Source organism: Pseudoduganella sp. R-31, from assembly GCF_049913235.1.
Taxonomy (GTDB): domain Bacteria; phylum Pseudomonadota; class Gammaproteobacteria; order Burkholderiales; family Burkholderiaceae_D; genus Rugamonas.
Map to the genome: position 1 here is coordinate 3974244 of NZ_CP183986.1, position 18689 is coordinate 3992932.

Annotated in this window: 12 protein-coding genes; 2 read left to right on the forward strand and 10 right to left on the reverse strand. The window is 62.6% G+C overall.

Going from position 1 to position 18689, the window contains the following annotated elements; translation table 11 throughout:
• The first annotated feature begins 12 nt into the window (after positions 1–12).
• Positions 13–2610, forward strand: a complete 2598-nt coding sequence (locus tag ACN9MY_RS18010; protein WP_426335885.1) for a discoidin domain-containing protein — start codon at positions 13–15, stop codon at positions 2608–2610.
• 46 nt (positions 2611–2656) lie between these two features.
• Here ACN9MY_RS18010 and ACN9MY_RS18015 read toward each other — a convergent pair whose 3' ends face one another.
• The 10 genes from ACN9MY_RS18015 to ACN9MY_RS18060 all read right to left on the reverse strand — a co-directional run bounded on the left by ACN9MY_RS18015 (position 2657) and on the right by ACN9MY_RS18060 (position 16807).
• A complete protein-coding gene (locus tag ACN9MY_RS18015) occupies positions 2657–4057 on the reverse strand; it encodes a glycoside hydrolase family 43 protein (RefSeq protein ID WP_426161837.1) in 1401 nt (466 codons plus the stop codon).
• Positions 4058–4097: 40 nt separating this feature from the next.
• Entirely contained in the window at positions 4098–4958 is an 861-nt protein-coding gene (locus ACN9MY_RS18020; RefSeq protein WP_426161838.1) for an alpha/beta hydrolase family esterase, read from the reverse strand.
• 106 nt (positions 4959–5064) lie between these two features.
• Positions 5065–5442 (reverse strand): hypothetical protein, encoded by a 378-nt coding sequence (locus ACN9MY_RS18025; RefSeq protein WP_426161839.1) that lies wholly within the window; start codon positions 5440–5442, stop codon positions 5065–5067.
• 32 nt (positions 5443–5474) lie between these two features.
• Positions 5475–6656, reverse strand: a complete 1182-nt coding sequence (locus ACN9MY_RS18030; RefSeq protein WP_426318174.1) for an MFS transporter — start codon at positions 6654–6656, stop codon at positions 5475–5477.
• Between the two features lie 85 nt (positions 6657–6741).
• Positions 6742–7323, reverse strand: a complete 582-nt coding sequence (gene vioE, locus ACN9MY_RS18035; protein ID WP_426335886.1) for a violacein biosynthesis enzyme VioE — start codon at positions 7321–7323, stop codon at positions 6742–6744.
• 10 nt (positions 7324–7333) lie between these two features.
• Positions 7334–8452 (reverse strand): tryptophan hydroxylase, encoded by a 1119-nt coding sequence (locus ACN9MY_RS18040; protein ID WP_426335887.1) that lies wholly within the window; start codon positions 8450–8452, stop codon positions 7334–7336.
• On the reverse strand, positions 8452–9750 hold the full coding sequence (locus ACN9MY_RS18045) for an FAD-dependent oxidoreductase (protein ID WP_426335888.1): 1299 nt from the start codon (positions 9748–9750) through the stop codon (positions 8452–8454). The genes ACN9MY_RS18040 and ACN9MY_RS18045 overlap by 1 nt, the downstream gene beginning before the upstream one ends.
• 1 nt (position 9751) lies before the next feature.
• The gene (vioB, locus tag ACN9MY_RS18050) at positions 9752–12772 is read right to left on the reverse strand and encodes an iminophenyl-pyruvate dimer synthase VioB (protein WP_426335889.1); all 3021 of its coding nucleotides are present in this window, start codon (positions 12770–12772) and stop codon (positions 9752–9754) included.
• The gene (locus ACN9MY_RS18055) at positions 12769–14073 is read right to left on the reverse strand and encodes a flavin monoamine oxidase family protein (RefSeq protein WP_426335890.1); all 1305 of its coding nucleotides are present in this window, start codon (positions 14071–14073) and stop codon (positions 12769–12771) included. The genes vioB and ACN9MY_RS18055 overlap by 4 nt, the downstream gene beginning before the upstream one ends.
• Before the next feature lie 670 nt (positions 14074–14743).
• A complete protein-coding gene (locus tag ACN9MY_RS18060) occupies positions 14744–16807 on the reverse strand; it encodes a beta-galactosidase (protein WP_426318179.1) in 2064 nt (687 codons plus the stop codon).
• Between the two features lie 315 nt (positions 16808–17122).
• Here ACN9MY_RS18060 and ACN9MY_RS18065 point away from each other — a divergent pair, with 315 nt between their 5' ends.
• Positions 17123–18664 carry an alpha-L-fucosidase gene (locus ACN9MY_RS18065; RefSeq protein ID WP_426161849.1) on the forward strand — a complete coding sequence of 514 codons (1542 nt, stop codon included), beginning with the start codon at positions 17123–17125 and terminating at the stop codon, positions 18662–18664.
• Positions 18665–18689: the final 25 nt, after the last annotated feature.

Here is an 18689-nt window from a genome sequence, read left to right on the forward strand (position 1 = left end):
TGGAAGGATGGCATGAAGAGTTACAAGATGCGGACGATCGCCCTGTCGGTCATCGCAGCGAGCATCGCCGCGGGCTGCGGCGGCGATTTGAAGACTACCGGGAATACGGCTGCACCAAACAACGCCAGCAATTCCCCGGCTTCAAATGACGCTGGCGGAACGTCCGGCACTGGCGGTGCGGGCAACATTGGCAGCACGCCCGGCGCCGGCAGCACACCCGGCACAGGCACCACACCCGCAAATGACAGCGCTGTGGCGCGCGTTTTCACCCATCCAGGCGCCCCGCTCACCCGTTCGGACCTCCTCACGCTGAAGTCCTACGTCGACCAGGGCCGGGAACCATGGAAGTCCGCCTACGACCAGCTGGCAAACGATGGCAAGGCCAAGCTCACCTATGGCATGGCCGGTCCTTACGCGACGGTCGGTCGCGCGCCGAACGTCAACCTGTGGGCATGGCGCAATGACATGGTCGCGATCTGGAATCTCTCGCGCATGTGGCATTTCACTGGCAACCAGGAATACGCAAAGAAGGCGCGCGAGATCCTCATGGCGTGGGCCACAACCCAGGTGGAGTTTTCCGGCCGCGAGTCGATGCTCGACCTGGGCGACTATGCCTACATGTTCGTTGGCGGCGCTGACATCCTGCGCGGCACGTGGCCGGGCTGGACCGAAGCCGATACTGCCACCGTGAAGAAGTACTTCAAGAATGTCCTGATGCCGGCATCGAACCCTTATGGCGAACATCAGTTTGGCGCCGCCAACAAGGGGGCGTTGGCCCTGGTCGCCCTCGGCTTGATGGCCATTTTCAACGACGATACGGCGGCGCTGGACAAGGTGGTCTACCAGGTACGCACTCTGGCCCACATCGGACTGCGCAATTCCAACGATATCGGCATGCTCGGCGACTCCCTGCGCGACCAGGGCCACTTCCACGGCCAGCTGAGATCGCTGACCATGCTGGCAGAGGCGCTCTGGAAGCAAGGCATCGACATCTATTCCGACCTGGACGACCGCCTCCTGGCAGCTGGTGAGTATTTCGCGCGGGTGAACGAGCTCGTGCCAACCACCGCACTGCCTTTCGGCACCACCGATGCCTATTACACTGCTGACGTGACCAACCGCGGATGGGACGGCTGGGGTGGCGGGAACATCGTACTCAATCAGATCCATGCCGCCTACGTCCTTCGCAAGGGCATGCAGGCGCCGTTTATCGAACAAAGGCGCCGCTGGATGCCGGTGGACGGCAACAGCTTCATGTTCTTGAAGGAGGCCGACGCCTCCATCGCGGCGCCTGCACCACAGCTCAACCAGCCGTCTGCCACCTCGCTTACAAGTGGGTTGAACGGCATCGATATCGGCGGCGCCGCCCCCGGCGGCAGCGCCAGCTATAGCGCCGGCAAATGGACCGTAACGGGCGCCGGTTCAGAGATCTGGGGCACAAACGACAGCTGCCACTTCGCGTACAAGGCGCTCGTCGGCGATGGCGCCATTATCGCCAAGGTTGAATCGGTCCAGAACACAGGTCCGTCTGCCAAGGCGGGCGTGATGATGCGCACAAGCCTTGACCAGGGCGCCCCGCGTGCGTGGATGGCCATCAGCAATCGCATCCAGGCCGAGCAGAACATGCAGAAGCTCACGGCATATGGCGGCAGCAACTACGCGAACAAGGCCCTTCCAATTGCGAACCCTGCGGCCTCGTACTGGGTGAAACTCGAGCGCATCGGCAATGTCATCACCGGTTACCTGTCCCCCGATGGGACCAACTGGGCTGCCACGGACGTCGGCCGCATCGACGGTCCCCTGCCGGACACGATCTATGCAGGCCTGGTGGTCTCTTCGACCGTCAACGGCACACCTAACAGCTCAGTGTTCAGCAACGTCCAGATCACTGGAGGCGACGGTAATGCGCCGGCCGTGATCCCGGCAGCGCCGAGCGCACTGCTTGCCGCGCCGGGCGATGGCGCCGTTCCGCTGCGCTGGCAGCGCTCATTCGGCGCCACGCGCTACCTGGTCAAGCGCGCCACATCCAGCGGCGGCCCCTACACAACCATCGCAACGGATGTCAAGGGCGCCAGCTACACCGACAGGTCGGTGGCCAACGGCATGACCTACTACTACACCGTCGCTGCCGCAAACTCCGCCGGCGTGAGCGCCAATTCTCCCGAGGACGCGGCTACGCCGCTTCGGTCGATGGTCAACGTCGCCAGCGGCGGCACCGCCAACGACAGTGCGAACAATGCCGACAACGCGAAGCGCGCCTTCGACCATAACTCGGCGACGCAATGGTTCTACAAAGGTGTGCAGGGATGGCTGCAGTATGACCTGGGACACACGGAGACGGTCCAGCGCTACACCATCATCAGTTCCAACGACCAGGTTGCGCGCGATCCGAAGGCCTGGGAGCTCTTGGCTTCCAACGACGGCGTGACCTGGCAAGCACTCGACGCACAAACCAACCAGGCGTTCGCCCGGCGCTTCGCGCCGAAGAGCTACCCGGTCTCGCGACCGGGCGCCTATCGCTACTACCGGCTCAACATCACAGCCAATAACGGCGACGCTACCTTTACCGACCTCGCCGAATTCGGACTGTTCGCGGCCAGGAAAAATTGAAAATCATCGACAGCATCGGGCGCACCTCCGGGAGGTGCAACCGATGCTATTCAAACTGCCAGTAATCGATGCCGAACGGAACGTGGCGACCATGGGCGTTTAATACGAGGTAGAGGTCCTGCGTGCCGGTCACGTTCTCCGCAGGGACTGTGACGCTGCGCCAGGCGGACAAGGTACCGGTTGCGGGCACCTCGATGGTTGCGATCAACCTGCCTTCCGGCGAACCGGCCCGTACTTCGATCTTCCCTCCCGGCGCCTCGCTCGCGACGCTGATCGTGAACGTCTTCGGCCCCTTGCGCCCGAAATCGACGCCTGCCACCTGCGTGAACGCGCGTGCAGCCACAGGGGCAATGTACACGCCGGTCTGCCGATCCTTGACGCTACGCACCCCCGGTGCCCAATCAAACGGCATGTCCCGGTCGCGTTTCAGGCGCGATTCCCAGGCCATCGTCTCGGCCTCCACGCGGCGATACGGCGACAAGGGCTCCACTTGCTGGACGCCCGTCTTGTTCCAGAACGGCAGCGTCGGGATCGTGCCATCAGGACGGTAGGAAAAGTCGGCCAGGTTAACAGACCGCCGTTCACGGTGTATCGGCGTTTCAGCCCAGTTCAAGCGGTAGTTGAGCCCAAAGACATAGGACTTCCCCTTGAAATCGATGATGCCAGGGTGGTTGCCGGTTGACAGAGGGCTCGGGTCCATGATCTGCCCCCGGTATTCCCACGGACCGGTCGGCGCATCGCTCATCGCATACCCCAGTCCCTCGGAACAGCAGCTCGAGGCATACGCGAGGTAGTATTTGCCGTTGCGCTTGTAGACCCAAGGGCCCTCCTGGTAGTTGCGTGGCTTGGCGTCGATACGTGCGATCTCGCCGGCATAAGACACCATGTCGCGATTCAGCTTGACGTATGACAGATGGGGGTTGCCCCAGTACAGGTAGGCCTGGCCATCGTCGTCGATCAGGACTGTCGGATCGAAGTTCCCTTCCCCGCGTCCGATCAACGGCCGGCCCAGTGGGTCCTTGAATGGACCGTAAGGACTGTCCGATACCGCCACCCCGATGACGTTGCCGGGCGATCCGGCGACCGTAACAGGAGCGTACAAGTAATACTTGCCGTTGCGCGCAACGACTTGCGGCGCCCATGCATCGTTGTGCTGATTCGCCCAGGGGAATATGGAAAGATCGGCTACCGTACCATGGTCAGTCCAGTTCACCATGTCCTTCGAGGTGTACAGCTTCCAATCGACCATCTTGAACTCGAGCGCGTCGTCTTCGTCGTGTGTCGTGTACAAGAACACGGTGTCGCCGACTACCAGCGGTGCCGGATCGGCAGTAAAGCTGGTCTGGATGATCGGATTGGCAGCGAAGGCGCAGTTGCTGGCGAAACCGGCCACCACAAAAGCCAGGAGCGCCGCACGGACATCGGGCAACGCGGGTCTACGAACCATTTCCTTGATGATCGGCATGGGGCCGGCTCTCCTCATTGAACTACTTGAACCGGTCAAAGAAGGTTTTCGATTCCTGCGCCGAGAAGTTGGGGTACCAGTGACCGCCAGTCTCGGTGCCGCACCAGATCACCGGCTTGCCGCTGTCGCAGCCCTGGTACTCTACGCAGCCGTTGCTACCCAGCTGCACTGTGGCGGCGCCACAGCTATTGCGCTTAAGGAAAAGATCGCGCGCCTCCATCCCCGCGGTGTAAGGCACGACGTTATCGTCCTTGGCGTGAATGAACATGGCCGCCACCTTGTTGGAAGAACTGGCGCAGCCGCTCCAGAGCGAACCGGCCATGGGCACGATGGCCCGCACCACATCGCCCATCTGGCATCCGATGGCGTTGGACATCATTCCGCCGAAGCTGAAGCCGGTAGCGAAGACACGCCGGGTGTCGGTGCACGCGCCCTTCTGCACCTCGCTGATCATGGCGCGCAAGAAGCGGATATCGCGGTCGCCAGTGTTGGCCCACCCCTTATCCAGGCCTTGCGGGGCCACAAAGATGGCATTGTCGCCGTACAGGTTCTTCAGCCCGAAAAAGCCGCTCCAACCGTAGACATCGGCGGCGCTGCCATCGCGCCAGTGCAGCCCGATGATCACGGGATAGGCCTTGTTGCGGTCATAGGTGGCCGGCATCTCGATCCAGTAGCTGCGCTCGGTACCGTCGCTGGTGAGCGAGCGCAAGCCAGTGGTCAGGCTGGAACTGCCGCCGCAACCCGCAGTGCTCGTTGACGGCGGGGCGACGGGCGTCGAGGATGTTGATCCCAATGCCGGTGTTGGTGCGGTGCTGCTGGCGCCTGTTCCCCCTCCGCAAGCTACGACCGTGGTGAACAGTAACGCGGCCCAAACATATCTCATGTCTACTCCTTATTTGCATTGAGACGTTTCATGCGCGCTAAGTCTAATGGCCACGATCGGGACCGTCATTTATGTTTTTCGCCAACAGCCGACATGTTTTTGAATTTCAGGCATCGTCGCCACCCGGCTTCCGCCCGCTGGCGGGGCCGGTGCGCTTTTTCACCTCGGCTTCGCGCAGGAACGGAACATCTTCCATGATCGGCTCAATGGCCCGGAATAGTTGATCGGCATCCCGGCCATACAGATGGAGGCAGACCTCACTGCCGTCTGGCGCAGCTTCCTTGCCGCCATATTCACCAGCCCCCGCCCTGGCCAGTGCATGCCGTATCCGGTCCTCCAGTTCAAGCACCCGGCTCAGGTCACGCGATCCGTACTGGAACCTGATGACCAGCGCCGGTCCTGGGTGAGGCCCTGCGTGGGCAAGCAAAAGCGTGCCCGGATAGCTCATGCCGAGAAACCCGGCAAGCGAAGCGAAAACTTCCATGCTGTCTGCTCCTTGGTAAAATCAGGCAGCGGTCAATCGGCGCGGGCCGCGAAAGCCGCGGCCTTCGCCTGGCCCGGTTTCTGCCCGAGGTAAGGCAGCAAGCTGAGCAGGCCTAGAAGCGCAAGCGCCACACCGACCCACAGCGGCGAGAGCAAGCCGTAACCGGCAGCGATGCCCGCTCCGCCGATCCAGGCACCGGCACTCAGGCCGATATTGATGACGGAGGTGTGCACCGTATTGACCAGCGGCCCGGGATGGGCGACGCGCATCACGCGCGCAATGATGGCCGGGTTCATCGACATGCCGACCAGCCCGATAACGACCAGCAAAGCCAGGCTGGCGCTCTGCCGGTGGGCAAAGACGGCGAACAGCGCCAGGGCGATGCTGAGGACCACCATGCCGCCGGCCAGGATGGGTATCGTGTGCCGGTCTGCGAAGCGCCCTACCACGCCATTGCCCACCACGTTGGCAATGCCGTACACGCCCAGCAGCCAGGGAATCGCGCTGGCAGGGAAGCCGCTGACCGTGGTCAGGATGGGCGCGAAATAGCTGAAGGCGGCGAAAATCGCGCTGATGACAAGGGCGCTGGTGGCAAAAGCCGCCCACAGCTCGCGCTTGCGGAATTCGCCCAGTTCGCGGCCAAGGCTGATGTCCTCGGCCGGCCTGGAGCGTGGCACGAACAAGGCGACCAGCACCATGCACAGCAACGCCAGCACCACCACCAGCCAGAAGCTGGCCCGCCATCCCGCTTGCTGATCGATGAGCGTCGTGAGCGGCATGCCCAGCACCGACGCCAGCATGAGGCCGCCGATCACGACTGCTGCGGCGCGTCCGCGCACCGGCGGGCTGACGGCTTCGGCGCAGATGGCCAGGGAGACCCCGAAACAGGCGGCGCCGGCCACGCCGGTGAGCAGCCGGGCAGCGGCCATGAGTTCATAGCTGGCAGCCGAAGCGGCAGCCGCTTGGGCAACGGCATACATGGCGAGCAGGCAAAGCAAGCCCTGTCTGTTCGGGACGCGCAGCTTCAGCATGCCGAAAGTGACCAGGGGTCCGCCGATCACCATGCCCAGGGCATACAGTGAAATCAGGTAGCCGATGCGCGCTACCGGCTCGCCCAAGGCGTGGGCCAGCGATGGCATCATCCCCGCCACCATGAATTCAGAGGTGCTCAGCGAGAACACCGTCAATCCCAGAACATAGACAAGCAAAGGCATACAGATCTCCTGCAAAAGCCGGGCTCATGCCGGCATGAGCGGCAAAGGTGGGCGAACAGCACATGGACGGCAAACGCGGCGGGGCTCAGCCTGGCGGCGTCATGAACACGCTGTCCGGAATATCGCCGGCAAAGAAGTTGGGGAAGTCGCGCACCGAAAGATGCTGCGCGTCGTGGCCGGTAACCATGCGCAACAGGCGGTTGCCGCCGGCCTGGAGATAGAAGACCGACGGCGCCCGGCCGGCGTGCTCCACTACCCAGGCGTCGGCGGACTGGCCCAGCACGGCATGGCAGCCGTCATGGCGCGCCGCGCCGTCCTGCAGGATCGCCTGGGGCAGGAACAATTCCTGGAAAGGCGTTACCGTGTCGGGCAGGGCCGTCTCGTACAGCCGGACGCCGGCCGCCGCCGTTTCCCTGGCATACGCCACCTTCTGCTTGCGGCTCTGGCCGCGCCCGGCATCGCCGATTTCCGACATCCAGAGCCGATGCCCGGTATCCCGTTCCGACCAGGGATTGAACAAGCCGTCGATGCGGCAGATGTTGCGGCCATAATCGAACCAGCAATAGCCGGAGGTGATCTGGTCTTCCTCCCGCATCGGCAGCCAATACGAGATATAGGCACTGCTCCATTGCTGCGGCAGCAGCGGCGGTGTGGCGTGGACGGGCATCGGCGTCTCCTCAACGGCCCAGGGCGTAGCCCAGGGTGGCCATCAGCGCATCCTGCAGCGGCGGCAAGTCCTTGCGCCGGGCATCGAAGCTCGCGGTCAATTCCGCGTTGCTCAGTCCCATGCGTTCAGCCACGCTTTCAAACCACAGGCGGCTGCTGTTGGCATGCTCCTTGAACAGATGCGCCACAGGCAGCGCGCGGGCGTTGAAGTTGGCCAGGGCGGCCGCCGGATCGGTGTCGGCGTTGAGGGTTTTCACCAGCAGCAGGGCCAGCACCACCGCCATGGTCGTGCCGTGGCCGATCGAGAAGTGGCCCGATTGCAGCGCATCGCCGATCAGGACAAACTTGCCCTCGCAGGCGCGGTCGTGGCTGAGGGTCATGAAATTGCGCCAGCCCTGGCCGGGCTGGCTGACCAGGGCGTGGCCGCCCAGTTCGGCCTCGAACACCTTGGCGACATAGGCGGCGGCATCGCGCTCGGAGCGCATTTCCAGCTCGGCCCGGGCGTACGCCTGTTCATCGCATTCGACCACGAACGTGCTCATCGTGTCCGAATACCGGTAGGCATGGCCGATGAACATGCCTTGCGCATTGCCGCGGAACACCAGGTTCATCTGGTCGAACAGCTGGGTGGTGCCGTACCAAATGTATTTATTGCGCCCGAAGTCGATCTGCGGCGCCAGCGACGGCGGCAGCTCCAGCGTTTTGTGATTGACGCCATTGGCGACCACCACCAGGTCGTACTCGGCTTCGAGCTGCGCCTGGCTGGCCGGCGCCGTTTCGTAGCTGATGGCGATGCCGGCCGCCACGCATTTGGCGCGCAGCGCCTGCACCAGCGCGCGCCGCTCCACGCCGCACAGGGTGACGCCAGTGCTCATCAGATTGGGCTGGTCGTGGTGCACCAGCTTGAATTCTTCCAGGTACTGCGGATTGAGCCGCTCCGGCTGCTCCAGGTAGGACAAGGGATTGGCAGGATGGCGCGGCGGCCGTCCCGGCAACACCACGCCCCAGCCCAGCACTTCTTCCTGGGTGTTCCTTTCCACGACACGGATGTCCCAACCTGGCTGGGCTTGTTTCATTTGGCTGGCAAAGATCAATCCTGCCGGGCCGGCGCCGATAACGAGAATCTTCATTAATTTACCCTTCCAAGTTTGTACCACACGTTTTGCTTCTTCTGGATTTGCTGCAGTTCGGCGTAAGGAACCGATGTGAAATACAGTTTCTCGGCCATGTCAGGTGGATAGACCCGCGGGAATTTCTGGTGCATATAGCGGGTGTAGCGCGCCTGCAGGAAGAAAAGAAAGTTCGGATTGCTCAGCACCTCGTAGTTGGCGATCGCCATCTCCTGCATGGCGTCGGCCTGCACCTTGCGCTGGCGGGTGAACTCGGGCAAGGCCAGCTCCAGGGCATTGCCATGCTTTTCGAGCAAGCCGACGAAGACCTGCACATCTTCCAGCGCCATATTCATGCCCTGCCCGAGGAAGGGCGCGGTGGCGTGGGCCGAGTCGCCGATCAACAGCACATTGCCCTTGAAGTGGAAGGTGCTGGAGCGGACGTTGATGAGGTCATTGCTGGGCAGCGCGAGGAACTGCTCCACCAGTTCCTCACGGCTGGCCGGCGGCAGGTTGCCGAAGTAGCGGCCGAAAAAGCCGCGCATGACGTCGCGGTCTTGCGTGTGCAGGCTGGGCGCGCCGGTATAGCCGGTATATGGCAGGCAGATCGCGAAACTGATGCTGCCGTCCGGGATGACGGCGGCCCGGCCGGCAAATTCGCCCCGGGAGTCCATGCCGAAAAAGTACAGCAGATCCTTGCGGAAGCCGAGCGCTTCGGCATTCGGCAGCACCATCGTCTTGTAGCCATGGCGGAAAAAACTCTGCTTGAATTCGAAACGCCGCATGCTGCTCTGCATGGCGCGCCGCACCGCCGAGTGCGCGCCGTCGGCACCGATGACCAGGTCGCCATGCAGCTGCTGCACGACGCCGTCCGGCCCCTGGACCAGCACGATCTTGCGCTCCAGGTCGACATCCAGGCATTTATGCTCGAACGAGTATTTCACCTGGTGCCGGGCCGCGTACTGGTTGAGCAGGCGCTGGAAGGCATTGCGGTTCAGCGACAGCGGCAACACGCCCTCCAGCGGGTGCAGCTCGCGCACCTTGTATTGGCCGCGGATGGAAAACGCCATGCCGGCCACGGGTTCGCCGCACTGGCCCAGCTCCTGCATGCTGATGCCGGCCCCCAGCACTGCCTTGATGCCGCGCACGGTCATGCTGACGCCGATGGCGCGTGTGCTGACGGGATCGGCATTGGCCGGCGGTTCCTGCAGCGGATCGGCGCGCTTTTCGACCACATGGACATCGTGTCCGCGCTGCGCCAGATAGATGGCGGCCAGGCTGCCTGCCAGGCCGCCGCCGACGATGATAATTTTATGCATATCAAGCCTCTCTAGACATCGTTCCCCGGGATAAGTCGGTCAATTGCTGATTAAAAAACTCCAACATCTCGATCGGCGCCAGGCCGACCACGCCAGCATCCAGGCTGCGCGCATAGCGGGCCAGCGCCAGGCATTTCTGCGCCAGCTGAGCGCAACCCTCGCTGTAGTCCGCGCTGACCGAGGCGGCGGGCGGCACCGGCAGCGGCGGGCCGGCGTTGCGCCCCGGCAGGCCGGACGGCATATTCATCAGGGCCGCCGACAGGGGCCGCAGCACGCCGGTCATGATGTCGATCGAGGCGTTCATCAGGCGTGAGCGGCGCAGGCTGCCTGCGGGCTTTTGCGCGAAATGGTGGGCCATCAACAGGAAGGTCAATTCGTAGCCGCCCTGGTACAGCCGCATCAGGGCAAGCGCTTTGCCATCGCTTACCCGGCAGCCCTCCGCGCCCGCATCGGGCAGCGGATTTTTCAGCGCCGGCAAGGCCGGTTCGAAGGGCTTGTCGCGCGCCGCAAACCGGCCGGCCAGGGCGCGCAGCCGGTTGAAGTGCGAGCTCTCGAAATGCGGCGAATCGAGCGCCACGCCCTCCCCCTGTCCTGTGACGAAGTCGATCGCGAACAGCGCGCTGTCGCGGTCGCTCACCTCGAGCTGATAGGCGGGATAGGCGCGGTTGGTCAGCTCCTTCAGGAACAAGTGGTGTTCGCCGCCGCTCTTGCCGCTGCCGGCCGCGAACAGCTGCGGCAGGTCGGCGAGGGCGCGCCGGATCGCCGCGTAGAAGGTGGCCACCGATTTGCCCGGGGTCGGCAGGTAATCGGGCCACTCGAAGCGCACGAAGCGGGCCAGCACATGCTCGGAAAAGGGCTCGAACGCAAACTCCGTGTCCAGGCCAAAGCGCTGGCGCGCCTGCTCGCCCAGTAGCGGACGGCCGGCGTAGAACGGCTCGCCGAGCGCCATCAGCACGTTATTGACCACCAGGTAGTGAATCATTTCCTCGTGGGCGATTTCCAGCAGGGTGCCGCGCGCGCCGCTGTTGCGGCGCCGGTCCGCCCCGCCGCAAGCCAGCTCCAGCTCGCCGGCCTGCCAGCGGCCTTCCGCGACCAGCTGCACGCCTTGCTCATAGTTGGGGATGGAATAGGCGGCATACAGGTACTGCAGCATGAGCGACAACTCGAGGTCGATGGCCTTCTTCAGCTCCTCGACCAGCTCGGCCTTGCTGCCGATGGCCGGCGCGGGCCCGGGCGGTGCCGCTTGACCGCTTTTCGCGCCCGCTTCAACCTGGGTCAGGTATTTCAGGAAAAGGCGTGCTTTCGGCAGCGACAGTTCGCGCGTGCTCGGCATGTAATAGCTCTTGTCGCGGTTTTGCGGATCGCACATCTGCCACATCAGGCGCGCATAGGTTTCGCATTTGCACTGGTCCGCCAGGCTGAACACCTTGTCCGCCATGAAGGGATAGATCAGCTCGTAATAGCTCATCACATGCCGGTAGAGGAAGGCGTAGTCGACCTGTCCAGCCGGGACTTCGTCCAGATGCCAATCGTCCGGCAGCACGCGTACGCCAATGTGCTGGCGTTCCAGGCCATCGCCAAGCACGATGCGGGTGACGCCGGGAACGCGCCCCGTGACGCGCAGCTCGGCATAGCCACAGCCGCGCGCCGAAGCTTGCAGATCAAGGGCCAGCATCGCACCGTCTTCGGCCCGTGGCGCCAGGGCCGGATGGTCCGCCAGGACGCCGCGGAAACGGCTTTGCAGCGTGATCGTCTGCGGATAGTCCAGTCCTTTCGCGCGGTTGGGCGCCTCCAGGTACAGCTGATTGCTGTCGGACTGCAGCACCCAGTCCGCTTCCTCCCATTGCCCCAGCGCGCTGCCCAGGCGCAGCCCACCTTCGGCCACGCCAGCGTGCAGCAGCGGCACGTCGACCACCCCATGATGGCGCCAGTAATCGAGATACAGCGCCTCCGGGATGCGGGCAAGCAGCCTGCCCGCGCCATCCTCCAGCCGCAGGTCGCCCAGCGCCTGCTGGCCGCCCAGCGCATGCGTCGGGTGCTGCTCTGAAACGGCGCTGGCCGCGCGGGTGGTAAACGGAATCGCGGTCGGCATGTTCAGCGACACCCGGTCCGCGTCCAGTTTCACCAGCACCGGCCCCAGGCTGCCCTGGCGCGGCAGCAGCAGGCGGCCCGCCGGATAGGTGGCCAGTTCATCACGGCGCCACAGCCCAATGGTGCCGGCCAGGTCGTAGAACACCGGCGAATCGGGTTTCAGCGGCGTCGACATATTGAACAGGGCATACTGGACCGTCAATCCCAGCACGTCCTCCTCGGCCAAGGCTTCCTGCAAGGCGCACAGGCTGGCCGGTAGCGGCACCTCGGGGTTGAACAGGAAATGCGGCCCCTGCTTGGCAAGGGAAAACTGGAACAGCCGCGCACGGCCGAATTCCTCGTCCAGAAAATGGCCGCTGCGCTCGGTAATGTGGCCTCTTCCCAGCCAGCGCACCGAGTGCGCCTGCTCGATCTCGGCACTGAACAGGCTGGGGGTGTTGGGCCCGGCCTGCTCGCCGCTCAGCGTGAACTGCCCGGCGTAAATCAGCGTGGTATCGGGCTGGGCCGGATTGTTGTCCACCCAACGTGCGCGGTTGAACGTGGTGCGCAGATAATCATTGTAATGGCCCCACAGGGCCAGCCTGGCGCCGACCAGGGCATCGCCGGTATCGACGCCGCCCTCCCCGAGCTGGACGCCGGTGATCCGGGTGTTTTCCCAGGAAAAGTGATTATTGCCGCAGGAATTGTAGCCGGCGGCCTGGCTGAAGATACCCTCCGGATCGGGCTTGCCGGCGGCATCGAAGCGCGGCTGCAGCTGCTTCAGGTGCGCATGAAATTCCGACGGCGCCCGGCTCAGGTCGAAGGGCTGGCCCGCCATCGATACCACGTTGGTGGCCATATCGATATGCCCGTGCGTGTTGCGGTTTGCCGTGGGCACGTTGGCGCGGGCAAAGCCGCGGAAATGCAAACGGGGGAAATCCAGAATGCTCATGCGCTCTCCGCAACCGGGGTGTCGAGCGTATCGTCACCACTTGCCTCTTCGGGCAGCCAATTGCAGCGCTCCTGCAAGAGCTGGCAGGCCTGGTGCGCGCTGATCAGGCTGCCCTCCATCCAGCCGCAGTGCGAGGTATACGCGTCCGAGCAGGCGATGATGCCGCTCGGATGCACGAGGGCGGCCGGATGCTTGGCTTCAGGTTCCAGGTAGAACTCGACGCCATGCGGCCAATGCTTGTAGAAGTGCGATTGGATCGGCGGCAGCGCCCTGCCCTTGAGCGGCAGGGCCTCCTCCAGATGCCGCCGCACGCGCTCCAGGTAAATTTCTTCGCCCTGCTCCACGCTGTCCTGCCAATAGAGGGCGCTTTGGCTGTCGGTATAGAACAGCAGGTATTTATCGCTCTTGAAGTAGATCTTGCGCAGGGGATTATTCGCCATCAGCATCTTGTCGCCCAGCCCCAGGCACTCGAACCAGCGTTTCTCGAACGTCAGGAAGCCCTTGAACAAAGGCAGGGAATCGTACTTGAACGTGCTCCAGGCGGCCGGGAAGTCCAGGTTCAGGCCCGCCATGGCGGAGGGCGGCATGGCCAGGATCACATGGCGCGCACGCTGCATCTCGATCTCGCCATGATGGCTGAAAGCCAGCAGATGATCGGCGCCGGACTTTTCCAGCGACAGCAAGCGGTGTTCGAGGCGAAACTCCACACCAGCGGCCTGGGCCTGGCGCTGCAACTGGCGCAGCAGCTCTCCATAGCCATCCGGGGCATAGCGCCATTCGTTGCCGGCGTTTTCGGTGCAGTTTTGCGTTTCCGGATGCTTCTTGATGATGTCATACGCCATGGCAGCCGTGACGATCGGCAGTTGCAGCGCATCGTAGCCGGTGGCCTTGAGGATCCGGAGCGCTTCGGCAGCGCCCAGATAATGGCTGACGAATTCAAGGAAGGATTCCTGCGGATGCTCTTTCACCATGGGCTGCAAGCTCAGCAGGGTCTCCTTCAACTCTTGCTGCTCGCGCTCCTGGGACGCCACTTCCGTGAACGGGTAGACCGCGTGCGCCAGCCCGCTGTCCTGCATGAGCTCCTGGAAATGCGGATGGAGTTGCGGCGAATAGCGGGCAGCGCCGAGTTCGGCGACCTCCTCGTCGATTTTGCGCGACTGGATGCGGCCACCCACGAAGCCATTCAGGTCGAACACCCGGATGCGCATCTGCTGGCCAAGGCCGGCGTTGATCAAACGGGTCGCGCAGGTCAATCCACCAATACCGGCGCCAACAATGCAAATGTCGGAATAGTTTGTCATTTAGAAATCCTTTTAGCTAGTCAAGACCGTTAACCAAACTGGCCACGCCGCATTCCGACAGTGGGAGAGGCGCGCACGAACCCGCCCGCCGCTGGCGTGAATCAAGAATGGTTGACTTTAGGTAAAGCTTTTCGGTTGCTCGGACCAGGGGTCCGTCTTGCGGGGCAAAGCGAGTACTGCTCACTGACTGCAAATTCACCAAAGCGTAACGGCGCCCCCGTTCCGGCATTAGAAAAATGCCGCTGGCAGCGATTGCCGCGGGGTCTTACTTACTTGCAACTATGACATTGCGGTGCCCAGTTCCCTCAGCACTCGTAGCTCTGAGCGGGTAATTGATCTGGATCAAATTTGTCTAGACAATATCCGATGTCCAAGCCTCGGATTTGATAAAAATCAAACGAATTACTGAATGATCCACTTATCAATAAATGCAGGATGAAAACCGAATTTCATTCATCCGACAGCGATTTCAAGAACATTTCCACCGGGCGCCCGCGCGGCAGTTGGCGTTTCGGGCGCGCATGGTGATCGCGCACGAATGATCTTGATTGGCCGGTGCCCTCAGGCCGCTTTCGTTCGGCCGGCAGAAACAAAAAAAGCCCCTGGGGAGTCAGGGGCTTGGCTTGGTGGATGACCTGGGTGCAACTGCGAGAACAGAGCGCGCTTCAGGTCACTTCTCGAGGAGGTCGACGCCCAAGGGGCCAAGGCGCAGCACGCCTGGCCAGCGATTTCCGGTGAGCACACCGTTCATGGCGCCACCAAGCACCACGTCCTTGGTCTCGCCCGTAGTGTTGACGTAGAGCGTACGGCCAGCCACAACGCGCGCGTAAACCCCATCGGGCGTCTGCGGCCCCGGTGCAATGCCCAGGCTCGCGTAAAGCTGGCGGTACAACGGGCGCATGAGCTGCGGATGCGCAGCCGTGGCGACGTAGATGGCGCGTCCCTGGCCGTAGCGGTTGAGCGTGATGGCGGGCGTCTTGCCGTCAACATTGTCAAAACGTGCCAGCACTTCGGCCGTGGAAGGTTCCAGCACCTCGTAGGTCCCCAGTTCGGCCTTGATTTCTGCACCAGCAACCGTGGTCTGCAATGTGCCTGCGTTGTAGAACGCGTTGGTACGCAGGCCAAACACGTCGGACAGGCCGCCGGGCAGCGGAGTGTCGTGCCACTGATTGTTGTCATTCACCTTGGCCGACTGCGCGGTCATGATGACAGTGCCGCCGGCGGCGACGAACTCGCGCAACCTGGCGGTCGATGCCGCGTCGAGCAGATACAGGCCGGGCACGATCACCAGCTTGTAGCGTCTCAGGTCCTCGTGGCCGATGTGAATGATGGCCACGTCGATATTGTCCTTGAACAGCGGCTCGTAAGCGTTATGTGCCTGCTTCATGTAACCCGGGTTGAGGTAAGGGCGCACCGTGTTGTTCATGCCCTCCTTCGGCAAGTTGGTGGCGATCATATTGTCAAACGCGTAGGCGATCGCGACCTCGGATTGCTGGAGGCGGGGGAAGCCCAGCTTTTCCAATTGGCTGAACTCCTTCGCGATGGTAGCAAACTCATCGAGCTTCCATGAGGGCCGGTCATCGTGGTCGACCAGGCCGAACAAAGCCTGCTCCTCGCCGCCGTGGTGGCTGTGCCACGTCCATGGCATCACCGCCTGCGCGCCCATCAGCAGGCCAAAGTGCGCCCACATCCGGGAGCGCCCCGGGGTGCCATAATATCCCGGGCCGCCAGCAGTGAATTCGTTGAACCAGATCGGAGCCTTCATGCCGGCACGCATCATCGTCGCTTCGAAGCCGGCGCCCAGCGGATCGCCAGGGTAGAAGCCCATCGCGCCGTAGCTCACATAATTGCGGTACGTGGCCAAATAGTCGAAGCCCTTGCGCCCTGCGCTGTCCCATAGGTTGGAGATGGCGGGCTTGTCCGGCACATTTTTCTTGCGTACCGCTTCGAGCAGCTCCAGCACTTCAACAGTCTGGTCGGACCAGAAACGACGCATGTCGAGGTAGCGCTCGTAGGGACCAGCGCCTTCGATATACGGCAGGCGCACCTCATCCCAGTTACTGAGGTGGCGCGACCAGCGCTGCGCAGCCCAGGCCTTGTTCAAGGCGGCCAGGCTACCGTACTTGCGTTTGAGCCAGCGGATGAAGCGCTTGCGGTCAGCCTCGGAGTACGACACCATGCCATTGCCGCTTTCGTTGTTGTAGCCGATGGCGAACAGCGCCGGGTGCTTCGCATAGCGCCTGGTCATGGTGTCGGCCAGGCGTAACAGCAGGCGCCGGTAGTCGGGGTCGCTGGTATCGTCCATGTAACGCTCGACCGGATCGAGCCACGCACCGCGCTCGGTGACGATGCCGACGCCGGGATACTTCTTGTGCAGCCATACCGGCGCCGGCTGTCCCGGGATATCCATGATGACCTTCAGGCCGGCGGCCTGCATCCGGTCCATGATCCAGTCGAACAGCCTGAAGTCGAATTTCCCCTCGGCTGGCTCGAAGGCATCCCAGGCCAGGTCGCCCATGCGCACCACTTTCATCCCAGCCTGCTTCATGCGCTGGATGTCGCGCTCAATCTGATCGCGGTCCCTACGGTCGAAGGGTTGGTAGTTGGTGCCGACAAATAGCTGTCCGGCGCCAGGCCATCCGGGATGGCCTTCCGCAGATTGCGCCCAAACATCGGCATTGGAGAAGGAGGCTAGCGCCAGCGTGCACGCGGCAGCGATTGAATTGAATTTCATGACTGTGCGGGGTGCATTCGGAATTTTTAGCCTCGCATTCTGCGAGCATCCGCATCGCACTGCAATTGCGAAAATGGTCAACGCATTCAATGAAATTCAACAACTGGAAAAACGGGGGCACATTGCCGAGCGTGGCCGCGGGATGGATCAATCCATTGTGCGAGCGGTGCCAGAGGCGAGGCGATTGCGAAAGTTACCAAGCTGGCCAACGAAATTTCGTACTCTGAACTCCAGTGCCCTGGTATCGCTTGTCCATGCAACCGTTTGCCTCTAACCTGTCTCCATCCCTACAAGTTCTTAACATCCGGAGACCGAATGCCGAATCGCCGCGCCACATTGCTGGCCTTTGCCGTGCCACTGCTCACCTCGTGCATCCCACTCTCGGCTGTCCACGCCGAGGATTCCACCCTACAGTTAACCAGCGTTCCGGGGCCATTCCGCGCGGACGCAGCAACGTTCAAAACTTACCAGGCTCCCGACTGGTTCCGCGACGCGAAGTTCGGCATTTGGTCGCACTGGGGGCCACAATCCGTGCCGCGCGCGGGCGACTGGTATGCGCGCAATATGTACATCTACGGGACCGATCAGTACAAACACCATCTTGAACACTATGGGCATCCGTCCAAGTCCGGCTACAAGGACATCATCCCCCTCTGGAAAGCGGAGAAATTCGATCCCGATGCCTTGATGGCCCTGTACAAGAAGGCAGGTGCGCGCTATTTCGTCAGCATGGGCGTCCATCACGACAACTTCGATTTGTGGGACTCGCGCTTTCATGAATGGAACGCAGTCAAGATGGGGCCGAAGCGCGACATCGTCGGCGACTGGAAGAAAGCCGCGTTGAAGGCTGGCCTGCGCTTTGGCGTATCGGAACACCTGGGCGCAAGCTACAGCTGGTTCGCACCAAGCCATGGCTACGACCAGGCCTGGCCCATGCTGGGTGTGCCATATGACGGCGCCGATCCAAAATACACATCGCTCTATCACCGCCCGACCGACCAGCCCTACCGCAATTCAAGCACCTGGTACACCACCGATGCCCGCTTCCAGCAGGAGTGGTTCAACCGCATCACCGACCTGGTGACGCGCTACCAGCCCGACCTGCTCTATTCCGATGGCGGCATTCCCTTCGATAAAGTGGGCCGCACCCTGGTGGCCAACTTCTACAATGCCAACGCCGCCAAGCACGGCGGCAAGCTGGAAGCGGTGTACAACCACAAGGATATCGGCTCGGGCGAATTCATCCGCGAAGCCGGCGTGCAGGACGTGGAGCGCGGCGTCATGGACGGCATCAATCCCCGTCCCTGGCAGACCGACACCTCGATCGGCGACTGGTTCTACAGCGAAGGCTATAAATACAAGAGCACCAGCGAGGTGGTGCATATGCTGGCCGATATCGTCAGCAAGAACGGCAACCTGCTGCTGAACGTGGTGCAGTACCCGGACGGCAGCTTGCCGCCCGAGCCGATGCGTTTCCTGAAGGAGATGGCAGAGTGGATGGCGGTCAATGGCGATGCGATCTATGGGACCCGCCCCTGGAAAGTCTTTGGCGAAGGGCCGACCAAGGCGTCGTCCGGCCATTTCAATGAGAACGCCGCCTATACACCGCAGGATATCCGCTTTACCGCCAAGGATGGAGCTCTATACGCCATCACCCTTGGCACGCCCGGAACCGAGGTGCGCGTCCAATCGCTGGGCCGGAAGGCCGGGTTGGAGCCGCGGCCAATAAAGACTGTCACCCTGTTGGGCAGTCCAGCCCCGCTGTCCTGGGAACTGTCTGACGAGGCCTTGACAATCCGCCTGCCTGCCGGCCGGCTGGACACAATGGCAGCCAGCTTCCGCGTCACCTTCCAATAGCGTGTAAATCTCTTCAACTTTCTGC